The following is a 9,535-nucleotide window of genomic DNA, read 5'->3' as shown; positions in this document are numbered from 1 at the left end:
GCAGATACTGAAAGGCGCAACCAGCTTGACACGCCGTTTTCGTGATGAAATGCGTCAAAACGAACCAGCTGCATCAGTGGCTTGGCTGCAGATCGGACTCGGCGTCATCATGATCGTAGCTGGCAGCATCCTCTTATACAGTGCATTCGCTGGCGCGTACTAAAATGACCGACCATAAGATAAGAGTGAGACAAAAGATGTTTTGAATCCGGTATGTAGCGTCGTTTACGCCATTTTTGGCCGTAGCAAAGCGCAGGACAGGAATGGCGTAAATGTCATTACATTGAGGATTCAGACTTTTGAAACGCGTTTATGCTGTAAAAATTAGAAGCGATAATTTGATTATTTTTAGCAAAAGAAGAGACTGGGATATTGTTTTGTCCCAGCCTTCTTTTTAGGATTGGAGAGCTAGTTTTGTCCCAGCCCTCTTTTCATTGCTATTTCGACAAATAAAAACACAGTAACGACACCCTTTCAAAAAATGTCGCTACTGTGCTTGTTTTTAAATTAAGCTTTTTTTGCTGAGCCTGGGCGTTCCTTTTTCTCTACTTTTCCACCCATTTCCATTTGATCATTGTAACCCCAGAACCAAGTTACTAAGAATGAAACGATCAAGGCTGCAAGACTGGAAAGTAAGAAGGCATAAAAGCTATTTAGATCACCAGGTGTTTTCGTGTTAAAGAATGAAGAAAATCCAATTAAAGAACCGGTAAAGCCAAACATTGACCCATGCATCAAACCAGTGATCAACCCACCGACTGCTGAACCGATCAAGCCAGAAATAAAGACGCGCCGGAATCTTAAGTTAATACCGTAGATTGCAGGTTCTGTGACCCCACAAAAGGCTGAGATAGCAGCTGCGATACCTAAAGTTTTACGGTCATCTTTTTTAGATTTGATAGCAACTGCTAAAACTGCTGCCCCTTGAGAAACCATCGTAACTGAAATAATAGCATTCAAGGCACTTTGACCACTACCGGAAATTTGTTGGGCAACCAAAGGTACAACACCCCAATGTAAACCGAAAATAACCAATACTTGGTAAAAGCCACCAATGATCAATCCGCCTAACCAGCCAGATGCCTTAACTAACCAATTGATCAAATCTGCCAATCCATTGGCAAGCCCTTGAATAATTGGACCAGTTACGACTAATGTGATCGTCGCCACGACCATGATCGTGATCAATGGTGTAAAGATCATCTGCAAATAGCTTGGCAAATGATCATTTAACCAATCACCTAATAGTTTGGCTAACCAAGCTGCCAGGATCATTGGAAAAATCGAATAGGTATAATCAAGAAACTGAAAATTAAACCCACCGATCGAAAACATGGTCTTAAAATCACCACCCCAAGACACGATCTGTGGATAAGCTAAGACACCCCCGATAACTGCGGCTATGATCGGGTCACTCTTCAGCTTTCTAGCAGCAGCGAAACCAACTAAAACTGGTAAGAAGTAAAAGGCTGAATCCGCCATGGCATTGATCGTTAGGTAGACGGCACTATCCGGCTTGAGTAATTCACCTAATTGCGGCATGGTCAATAATGACAATAAACCTTTAATAATACCTGAAGCCGCGATCACACCGATCACTGGACTCATTGATCCAGTAATAAAACCAATTAAATTTCCAAATGCCCGACTAACGACATTGCCTTGTTTTTGCTCATCACCCTCATCGCTTGTCTTTTTATTATCAGTCCCACTATCATCTTCATCAGAAAACTCAGGTCCCAAGATATCCATGACTGCATTATAGACGTGAGTCACTTCTGTCCCGATCACCACCTGGTACTGACCAGAAGCATGGATCACATCGATCACACCGGGAGTATTTTTTAAAACATCATCAGATGCTTTACTTTCATCTTTTAAATAAAAACGTAAGCGTGAAATACAATGGATCAAACTTTTGATATTATTTTTACCACCAACATTTTTAATGATCGTTTTCGCTAACTGGGAATAATCTTTTTTAGCCATTTAATCTCCCTCCCTACTTCTTTTCTATTACGGTCACAGCCTGCCCTGCTGTGGTCATACCAGTTGTAACATTGAGATTCAAATCCAGGTCACTAGAATTAGTGATGACCGTTAGGACGGTCGTTTGATAACCTGCTGTTTTTATTTGTTCTAAGTCCATCGTACCTAATTTGTCTTGTGCGTTTACTTCCTGTCCGGCTGTGACTGGCAGATCAAAGCCTTTACCTTTCAATTCTACCGTATCGATCCCTAAGTGAACCAAAACTTGTAAACCATCAGTCGTTTCAAATCCAATTGCATGTTTTGTTTCTGCGACAAGTGTAATTTTTCCTGTGACTGGTGCATAAATCGTTCCATCAGTTGGGCCCAAACCAAAGCCTTGTCCCATTGCTCCAGTGGAAAATACTGGATCATTAGTTTCTGACAACTCAACAACTTCACCATTAGTTGGAGCAAGCAACTCGTTTGTTGCTTTTTTCTTTTTAAAACCAAACATTTGATCCGCCTCCTAAATAAAACGCTTTCTTAAACAATTATTATATTACAACTTGTATATACACGTGTCAATTTAAAAAATTGCTTTTAACTTTTCACTTTATATCAATACGATATCAATCATATTTAAAACGCATTCACCAAAAACATTGCTTGTATATACATATTTGTTTATAATTAAAAATGGATACAAACAATTACAAGTACTTTAAGCAAAATCAACTCTCTTAGAGATCGGAGTGAATAATTTGCAAGCAACATCTAGCAAACAAATGATCATCGCACACGATATCATTTCTAAAATAAAATACAGACAATACCGTCCGGGAACATATTTACCCAGTGAAAATCAACTAACAGAATTGTATGGTTCTTCCCGCGAAACCATCCGAAAAGCGTTAAACGAATTAAACGACTTGGGCATGATTCAAAAGATCAAAGGCAAAGGATCGATCGTCTTAGATACACAACGTTACACCTTTCCGATTTCAGGGATCACTAGTTTTAAAGAGTTAAACAACTCACAGGAAATGAACGCTCAAACAAAAGTCTTACACAATGAATTAAGTCAAGTTCCCGAATATTTTCTTGCTCGTGGAGTTGATGAAACACAAGAAGCGACTTTTTTAGAACGATTACGATCAGTTAACGGTGAGCCCGTTGTCTTGGATAAAGATTACTTGCTCAAGCCATCGATTCAAGGCATCCCGACTAAAGAAGCCGAAAACTCATTATACGAGTACCTGGAAAATCAACTTGGCTATCAGATCTCATATGCAACTAAAGAAGTAACTGTCGAATCTCCCACTGACGAACAAAAATCATTGTTGCAGTTGATAGACCACGAAATGGTGGTAGCCGTTCGCAGTATGACTTATTTAAATGATACGACCTTAGTCCAGCTAACAGAGTCTTACCATCGTCCGGATAAATTTAAATTTACCGATTTTGCACGCAGAAAAAAGATTTAAAACTATGCTGAATAGAAATGAAGGGAGTAAGAACTATGACAAATCTTGGAAAAAAAGTGATCTACCAAATTTACCCGAAATCATTTTACGATAGTAATGGAGACGGGATCGGTGACTTACGTGGAATTATTGAAAAATTACCTTATATTGCCAAACTAAATATCGATATGATCTGGTTTAATCCTTTTTTTGTTTCACCACAAAATGACAATGGTTATGACATTGCTGACTATTATCAGATCGACCCTAAATTTGGTACGATGACAGACTTTGAAGAGCTAGTGAGCAAACTAAAAGACTTGGATATTGGTGTGATGCTAGACATGGTATTAAATCACTGTTCAACTAGTAACGAATGGTTTCAAAAAGCGTTAGCTGGTGAACAAAAGTACCGTGATTACTTTTATTTGCGCCCCCCCAAAGATAATGGTGACCTACCAACTAACTGGACTTCTAAATTTGGTGGACCGGCGTGGAGTAAGTTTGGAGATACTGGTTTATACTACCTTCACCTTTATGATCCGACTCAAGCGGACTTAGATTGGCACAATCCAGCTGTCAGACAAGAAGCGGCAAATATTGTAAATTTTTGGCGTGCAAAAGGTGTTCATGGATTCCGGTTTGACGTCATTAATGTCACAGGAAAAAGTGAACAGTTACTTGATTCTACCGATCCAATACAAGAAAAATCCTTATATACCGATACACCAGTTGTGCATCAATATTTGAAAGAACTAAATCACAATAGTTTTGGTCAAGATCCACACAGTATCACGGTCGGAGAAATGTCATCGGCAGACCTTAAAACCTCAGTCGAATACTCCACGCCTAGTGAAGATGAACTATCGATGATTTTTACTTTCCATCATTTGAAAGTCGACTATAAAAATGGCGATAAGTGGGATACGACCCCCTTTGATTTTATCAAGTTAAAGCAGACCTTAGCCGATTGGCAAAAAGCAATGGATCAAGGAGGTGGTTGGAATGCTCTTTTCTGGAACAACCATGACCAACCATGGGCGCTAAATCGATTCGGTGATCCTAATAAATACAGGGAAAGATCTGCAATGTCCCTAGCGACTGCACTTCACTTATTACGTGGCACGCCTTATATTTATATGGGTGAAGAATTAGGGATGGTCGACCCTAACTATACTTCAATCGACGACTATGTCGACATCGAGGCCCTAAATGCCTACCAGCGTTTATTAAAACAAGGACTTGATCAAAAACAAGCCTTCACTCAAGTCCAAAAGAAAGCCCGCGATAATTCACGAGTCCCAATGCACTGGGATGCTTCTGAAAATGCTGGCTTTTCAACTGGTAAGCCTTGGTTAAAACCAACTGACCAAGACCGGATCAATGTCAAAAATGAACTTCAACACGGTGTTATCTTCAATTATTACCAGCATTTGATAAAATTGCGTAAGTCAGAAAAACTAATTTCTGATGGTCATTTTATACATCTAATACCAGACCACCCACAAGTCTTTGCCTATGAACGCTGGTTAGGTGATTCAGACGAAAAACTTCTTGTGTTCGTCAATTTTTATGACAAAGAAACAACCGTCGTACTTCCCAAAGAATTCGTCGGACAAACCGGCCAGGTACTGATCAGTAATTGTCAAAAGGATTCTGACAGCTCAAAACTATCCACTGATCTAAAACTTGCGCCATACGAAGCAGTCGCATACAAACTCCAATAAAAAGACAGCGAATTTAGTCCTTTAGTACACGTTTAAGGGCCGCCAATCTACCCAATTAAATGGTTAGATCGACGACCCTTTTAGAATTGCACAACTAGTAATATCTTAACCTCTTTTTTAAGTCTAAAAGATTATTTTTTCCATAAATAGTTCACAATTTCTTTACTAACTTCTTCATTATCGATATGCAAATTGCTATGCTGTCCTTGCTGTCCTTCAACCTTATATTCTTCATATGATTTAGCCCGTTTTTCTACTAAATAACGTAATGAGCGTGCAGACGGCACTGAAACTAAACCATCGGAATCAGTCCCATCCCCTAAATCACCATAAATATTTAGTACTCTAGCATTCTTCGGAAAATTGTTCCGTCGTTTGAGCAACACTTTATATTCGTCGTGAATTATTTTAGGTTTGCCATTTTCACCTAAGGTGTTAGCACGCGGAGAATCATCCCACAAGCCAGCTAACTCACCATTGGTTGGTTGATTAGCGTGCCCTTTATTAAGGATGCCATCATACGGCCCAGCTAACAAAATCATCTTATTGAGCTGTGGCAAATCAGGGTCAGCTCCCCATCTCAAAGAATAATAAGCCCATGCATAAGAACCCATAGAATGCCCGATCACATTAAACTTCTCCAGATCATACCTTTTTTGCAGATACTTGACGATCCGGTGTAAACCACGAGCATAGCGAAATTCACCAACACGGTTATTATCAAATTGAACTAAAATTATCGGATTATTTTTCTTACCAGTTAACTTGCCTTGCACCTTCAACTTGTTGGCTTTAGTAACGTGGATCACAACTTCTTCAGTGATGATTCGGTTATCTGCAGCCGTTTTTATCAATGGCTCTTCCGCACGTAAACTGCTCGACCAACCATGCATCATTATCGTTGGTATAGCTGACATATCATAGTTACTATTTTTAGAGTGTCTTTTTTCAAAAGTATGTCCAGCCCAGATCAATGCTCCTGCAAACAAGAGTCCTATACTCACAAGTATTCCAACTTTACTCCACTGTTTCAACAACTTGCTAATAAATAACTCTTCCTTCCCAAGCAACCTCTTTTGATTAAAAAAGCAGCTGTCCTGCTTGCAACAACCACTTTTAATCTTGGATTCTGATCCGATGCCAAAAGTGATTATTTTTAAACCATTGGATGACCCAAGCTAATAAAATTGGTGCAGCTAAACCAATTATAATTCTAAAATACCAGTGATCCATAAAAGCAGACAAGGTCGTTATATCAAATGCCGCCCGATGATAAAACATAATAATATCAGTATTTTGACCGATAAATTTCAATGGCAAAAAACCACCAGCACGTTCAATCATTTCTGAACCAATAAAAACAACCAAACATAATAAAGGTGGAATAAAAAATGCTTGCAAACCTGTATGGATCGTCGAGGATTTTAGCCATAAGACAAAATCTAGCTCACCTTCAGCATATAAATATATCAAAAAAACGAAAAATGATAAACCAAATACGGCATAAATCACCTTATATTTCCACGAGATCTTGGTGAATAGTTTGAAAACATGATAACCCAATAACATCCAAAAAACGGCTAATAACGCGATTTGGGCATCCCAAGGAAATGACTCATTTCCAAAAAAAGTCATATCTTGTAATTGGATCCCCAAAAAGAAAATAGCAATTGCGACCGCAAACTGCAACCAAGCTTTTTTCACGTATGAAATGAGTAGAGTCGTCAGGAAAATAGCGATAGCGTATGTTGTCATGTACCAAAAAACACTTAAGTAGTTATTTAATGTACTTCCACCATATATCAAACGTGCAAAATACAAGAGGGTATAATCCCACGATTGCTGACGGAAGAAATGACTTAAAATAATCAAGATCACACCATTTAAAAAATACGCCTTAATTAGCGGTTTGATCCGATGGCCTAATAAATAGGCCCAACCTTCGCTGGTGGGACTGATTTGCTTTAAAAAGAAACCACCCATCATGAAAAACAATGGCATATGCCACCAATAAATTGCATTGTAAGCAACATCCAAGGATTTACCCGAGACATTATTGATCGCATGCCCTGTAACAACCGCGATGATCCCAACACACTTGGCGTAATCGACCCACAGTATTCTTTTTTTAGCCCCCATAAAAGTAGTTCGCACCTTCTTAATTCAAATTAATTATAAAAAATTTCTGATCTAAAGAAATACCATTCTATTAAAATATATAATTTTTTGAAAAAAAACTAACGTTTAGAAACTTAATTCACTAAAATTGAAAAAAAGTTAAGAAAAGTTGCCACTCTAACTAAAAAATGGAGCTGAGACATAACTAACTGTGTGATTTTTAAAAGGGCCATCGATCTATCCCATTAAATGGATTAAATCGATGGCCCTTAAACGTGTTCCAAAAGATTGAAGCATCTTTTGTGTCACTTTCATATTCAGATTTGTTTTATTTTATCGATTTATACAGAATATAGTTGAATACATTATGAATTAGTTGTCCATCCACCATCGACAACTAATTCCTCACCTGTCACAAATTTAGATTCATCTGAAGCCAGATATAGGTACGCATAACCGATGTCGGCAGCATCCGCTACATATGGCGGCAAAGCAGCTTTACCTTCATAAGCCTGCCCCATTTCTTCTTTACTCTTTAAACCAGCCTCTTCAGCCATGCCAGTGAAAGTTGAACCTGGGTGAACGGAATTGACACGAATGTAATCTTTTCCAAACTCTTGCGCAGCAAATTTAGTGAGTGAGCGTACTGCACCTTTAGCAGCACTATAGGCGGCACTAAATCCAGTAGCTGTCCCGCCAACTAAGGCACCGATCGAAGAAGTATTAATGATCGAACCGCCACCATTTTTTTGCATGAAAGGGATCACTGTCTTCATACCCAACCACACGCTAGTAGAATCAATATTCATCACTTTATTCCATGTTTCCATGTCAGTATCGACAATACCCTTTGCGACGTGGATCCCAGCGTTATTTATCAAGATATCAATTTTGCCGTATAACTCAACTGTCTGATCTGCAACGTGCTTCCATCCTGCTGGATCTGTTACGTCTAACTTAATGGCTGTGGCTTTCCCATCTGCGTCTTCAATTTCTTTTGCTGCTTTGTTTAATTTATCTTCAACTACGTCAGTTAAAACAACACTGGCCCCTTCTTTAGCAAAAATTTTTGCCCCAGCAAGCCCCATACCGCTAGCTGCACCTGTAATGATAGCTACTTTGTTATCTAGACGTCCCATGAATATCGCTTCCCTTCAATTTTAAAGTAAATAAATATTACATACCTTATTATAATCTAAGACAAGTATTTAAGAAAGCGCTTTGATAGCTGTAGAAATTAATCTTTTATATTAAAAAAGTAAGTCACCACTTATTTTAAGGTAGTTCGACTTACCGGCACGCTCATAGTTATTTATCCAAAATTTTCTGATGCTTTTATGACATTGAGCTAAATTTTTGCTTCACAGTGTTTCTTATCACATGTTTCTAACTGGACTGTCACATGCCCGATCTTATACTTTTGCTTGATACCATTAGTTATTTGATCTAAAGTTTTAAAATAGTCCACATCTTCAGCTATCTCAACATGTGCCGACAAAGCTGTCTCAGTGGTAGACAATGGCCAAATGTGTAGGTCATTGATTGCCTCAACTTGCGAGAAACCTAACAAATAACGCTCGATATCTCCACTCTCAAGACGTCGTGGAACAGCGTTAGTTGACATTTCAAATGACTCTTTCAAAACATTCCAGGATTCGACCAAAATAAAGGAAGCCGCAATGATCGAGATCACTGGGTCGAGCCAATTCCAATTTGTCAAACTAATAATCAAACCAGCAACAAAAACAGCAACACTCAATAAAGTATCTCCAAAGAAATGCCAAAAATTAGAACGATCGTTTAACTCTTTACTATCATTCATCAAAACTGCCGTCAGTCCATTGATCAAAACCCCACTTAAAGCAACAACAGCAACTAACCAGCCGACTGGTTGGCTTTGTGTAGTTTGTGTTGTCAAACGAACAACAGACTCCCAGATCACGATCCCTAAACTGACAAACAAAATAATCGAATTGACCATGGCAGACATGATCGTGGTATTATAAAAACCGTAAGTATGCCGTTTGGTTGGTTTCTTTTTCATCAAATAAATCGCGATCAAAGATATCAATAATGATAAAACATCTGCCATATTGTGTACGGCATCAGTCACCAAGGCAACTGAGCTAGCAATTGCACCAAAAGAAAACTCCACTATGATAAAAACAATATTAATAATGATCCCGATCTGATACTTTTTACTTGTTAATTTTGTTTCTTTTGTCCCCTGTTCATTCACAACTATCACCCCTTAAA

General features: G+C 38.6%; 8 protein-coding genes. 2 read left to right on the top strand and 6 right to left on the bottom strand.

From position 1 onward, the window contains the following. Positions 1-507: 507 nt before the first annotated feature. Together LACPOB_RS11825 and LACPOB_RS13300 are read right to left on the bottom strand one after the other, a co-directional pair. Positions 508-1,989, bottom strand: a complete 1,482-nt coding sequence (locus tag LACPOB_RS11825) for a PTS transporter subunit EIIC (protein ID WP_081607046.1) — start codon at positions 1,987-1,989, stop codon at positions 508-510. 13 nt (positions 1,990-2,002) lie between these two features. Then, positions 2,003-2,485 (bottom strand): PTS sugar transporter subunit IIA, encoded by a 483-nt coding sequence (locus LACPOB_RS13300; RefSeq protein ID WP_051056372.1) that lies wholly within the window; start codon positions 2,483-2,485, stop codon positions 2,003-2,005. A gap of 271 nt (positions 2,486-2,756) precedes the next feature. Between LACPOB_RS13300 and treR the strand changes: the two genes are divergently transcribed. Together treR and treC are read left to right on the top strand one after the other, a co-directional pair. After that, positions 2,757-3,455 (top strand): trehalose operon repressor, encoded by a 699-nt coding sequence (gene treR, locus LACPOB_RS0105685; RefSeq protein ID WP_040532862.1) that lies wholly within the window; start codon positions 2,757-2,759, stop codon positions 3,453-3,455. Between the two features lie 35 nt (positions 3,456-3,490). Continuing rightward, positions 3,491-5,161, top strand: coding sequence for an alpha,alpha-phosphotrehalase (treC, locus tag LACPOB_RS0105680; RefSeq protein WP_017867869.1), 1,671 nt, complete (start codon positions 3,491-3,493; stop codon positions 5,159-5,161). Positions 5,162-5,292: 131 nt separating this feature from the next. Here treC and LACPOB_RS0105675 read toward each other — a convergent pair whose 3' ends face one another. The 4 genes from LACPOB_RS0105675 to LACPOB_RS0105660 form a co-directional block, all read right to left on the bottom strand. Continuing rightward, the gene (locus LACPOB_RS0105675) at positions 5,293-6,165 is read right to left on the bottom strand and encodes an alpha/beta hydrolase (RefSeq protein ID WP_225429643.1); all 873 of its coding nucleotides are present in this window, start codon (positions 6,163-6,165) and stop codon (positions 5,293-5,295) included. Positions 6,166-6,277: 112 nt separating this feature from the next. Continuing rightward, positions 6,278-7,300 (bottom strand): acyltransferase family protein, encoded by a 1,023-nt coding sequence (locus LACPOB_RS11815; protein ID WP_017867867.1) that lies wholly within the window; start codon positions 7,298-7,300, stop codon positions 6,278-6,280. A gap of 344 nt (positions 7,301-7,644) precedes the next feature. After that, positions 7,645-8,418, bottom strand: coding sequence for an SDR family NAD(P)-dependent oxidoreductase (locus tag LACPOB_RS0105665; RefSeq protein WP_017867866.1), 774 nt, complete (start codon positions 8,416-8,418; stop codon positions 7,645-7,647). A 209-nt stretch (positions 8,419-8,627) separates the two neighbouring features. Beyond that, complete coding sequence (locus tag LACPOB_RS0105660; RefSeq protein WP_017867865.1) at positions 8,628-9,518, bottom strand: cation diffusion facilitator family transporter; 891 nt, start codon at positions 9,516-9,518, stop codon at positions 8,628-8,630. Positions 9,519-9,535 lie beyond the last annotated feature (17 nt).

The organism is Ligilactobacillus pobuzihii E100301 = KCTC 13174, assembly GCF_000349725.1.
Lineage (GTDB): Bacteria > Bacillota > Bacilli > Lactobacillales > Lactobacillaceae > Ligilactobacillus > Ligilactobacillus pobuzihii.
This window is presented reverse-complemented; position numbering and strand designations above follow the sequence as displayed.

What these genes read in the sequence shown, in the direction of transcription:
- LACPOB_RS11825 (WP_081607046.1), bottom strand. Translation starts at nt 1,989, where the DNA reads ATGGCTAAAAAAGATTATTCCCAGTTAGCGAAAACGATCATTAAAAAT.
- LACPOB_RS13300 (WP_051056372.1), bottom strand. Translation starts at nt 2,485, where the DNA reads ATGTTTGGTTTTAAAAAGAAAAAAGCAACAAACGAGTTGCTTGCTCCA.
- LACPOB_RS0105665 (WP_017867866.1), bottom strand. Translation starts at nt 8,418, where the DNA reads ATGGGACGTCTAGATAACAAAGTAGCTATCATTACAGGTGCAGCTAGC.
- treR (WP_040532862.1), top strand. Translation starts at nt 2,757, where the DNA reads ATGATCATCGCACACGATATCATTTCTAAAATAAAATACAGACAATAC.
- LACPOB_RS11815 (WP_017867867.1), bottom strand. Translation starts at nt 7,300, where the DNA reads ATGGGGGCTAAAAAAAGAATACTGTGGGTCGATTACGCCAAGTGTGTT.
- treC (WP_017867869.1), top strand. Translation starts at nt 3,491, where the DNA reads ATGACAAATCTTGGAAAAAAAGTGATCTACCAAATTTACCCGAAATCA.